1 protein-coding gene is annotated in these 1795 nt (G+C 68.7%); it reads left to right on the top strand.

The features are described from left to right. The first annotated feature begins 95 nt into the window (after positions 1-95). A complete protein-coding gene (locus EF903_RS32290; RefSeq protein ID WP_125548499.1) occupies positions 96-1784 on the top strand; it encodes an IS1182 family transposase in 1689 nt (562 codons plus the stop codon). Positions 1785-1795: the final 11 nt, after the last annotated feature.

The following is a 1795-nucleotide window of genomic DNA, read 5'->3' as shown; positions in this document are numbered from 1 at the left end:
GATGCTGTTGGCTAATTCAGGGCACTGCGTGACGGCGGTTCCCAAGACCCGGTTGTGGTTTTGGGAACCGCCGTTGTCGTATGGGGAGAGTGTCAATGTCGATGCAGCCGAAGGAGCCGGGTGAGGTGCCGGCGGAGACGGCGCGGGTGGCGAAGGCCGCCTTCCCCAAGGGCAGCCTGGCGATTCGGCTGAGGGATGAGCTGGGTGCGTTATTCACCGATGAGCAGTTCGCCGGGCTCTTTGCCTCTCGGGGCAAGCCAGCCTGGTCGCCGGGTCGGCTGGCGCTGGTGTCGGTGTTGCAGTTCGCCGAGAGCCTGCCCGACCGACAAGCCGCGCAGGCGGTGCGGGCCCGGATCGACTGGAAGTACGCGCTCGGCCTGGAATTGACCGATCCCGGGTTCGACTACTCCGTTCTGAGCGAGTTCAGGACCCGGTTGGTCGAGGCGGACGCCGGACAGCAGATCTTCGACCAGGTGCTGGAGACTGCCCGCGCGGCCGGGTTGGTGCGGGCGCGCGGTCGGGCGAGGACCGACTCCACGCATGTGCTGTCCGCGGTCAGGTCGCTGAACCGGCTGGAGTGCGTCATCGAGACCCTGCGGGCAGCGCTCAACGCGCTCGCGGCCGTCGCCCCCGAGTGGCTGACCGGCCATGCGGATCCCGCCTGGTTCGACCGGTATGCCGCCCGGCCGGACGATTTCTGGCTGCCGCAGCACCGCCGCAAGCGGATCGAGCTGGCCGAGCAGACCGGCCGTGACGGGATGCGACTGCTGGCCGATGTGTTCGCGCCCGCCGCGCCGGCCTGGCTGCGTCAGGTGACAGCCGTGGAGGTTCTGCGCCTGACCTGGGTGCAGCAATACACCCTCGACGCCGAGGGCGAGGTGGCCTGGCGGGACCCAAAAGACTGCCCGCCAGGTGCGAAACGCCTGGTCAGCCCCCATGACATCGAGACCCGAAACAGCGTGAAACGAGACATCAAGTGGGATGGCTTCAAGGTCCATCTCACCGAGACCTGCGACCCGGACGCCCCGCACCTGATCACCAACGTGCTGACCACCTGCTCCACCATCCCCGACATCAAAGCCACCGATCCGGTCCACAAGGCGCTCGCGGCCCGTGGCCTGCTGCCCGGCGAGCACGTGGTGGACATGGGGTATGTCGACGGTCCCCGCATCGTCACCGCCCAGCGGGAGCACGGCGTTACCCTTATCGGCCCCATGGCCCGCAACACCACGCGCCAGGCCAAAGGCACCTATGCCCAGGACGCGTTCACCGTGGACTGGGAGAACAAGACGGTGACCTGCCCGAACGGCGCGACCGCCCGCAACTGGCGTGATGGGCTCTCGCACCGCGGCACCCCGATCATCCGCATCACCTTCCGCAAGAGCGACTGCCGGCCCTGCCCGGTCCGCTCCGAGTGCATCAGCTCCACCGCCGCCGAACAGCGGCAGGTCACCGTGCGCCGGCAGCCCGCGCACGAAGCCATCCAACAAGCACGCGCCGCCCAGGACACCCCCGAATGGCGGGAACGCTACGCGGCCCGCGCCGGCATCGAGGGCACGATCTCCCAGGCCGTCCACACCAACGGACTGCGGCACAGCCGCTACCGCGGACTGTCCAAGACCCGGCTCCAGCACCACCTCACCGCGGCCGCGATCAACCTCGCCCGCATCGACGCCTGGTGCTCGGACAGACCCCGCGCCCGCACCCGCACCACACCCCTAGAAGCACTCCGCCCTGCCGACCAGAGGCCGGCAGGGCGGAGAAAGCTACGTGCCCTCAATTAGCCAACAGCATC

It is taken from the genome of Streptomyces sp. WAC05292, assembly GCF_003949955.1.
Taxonomy (GTDB): domain Bacteria; phylum Actinomycetota; class Actinomycetes; order Streptomycetales; family Streptomycetaceae; genus Streptomyces; species Streptomyces globosus.
This window is presented reverse-complemented; position numbering and strand designations above follow the sequence as displayed.

Bases quoted from the DNA above. Each gene is read 5' to 3' on its own strand.
- EF903_RS32290 (WP_125548499.1), top strand. From the start codon at position 96: ATGTCGATGCAGCCGAAGGAGCCGGGTGAGGTGCCGGCGGAGACGGCG.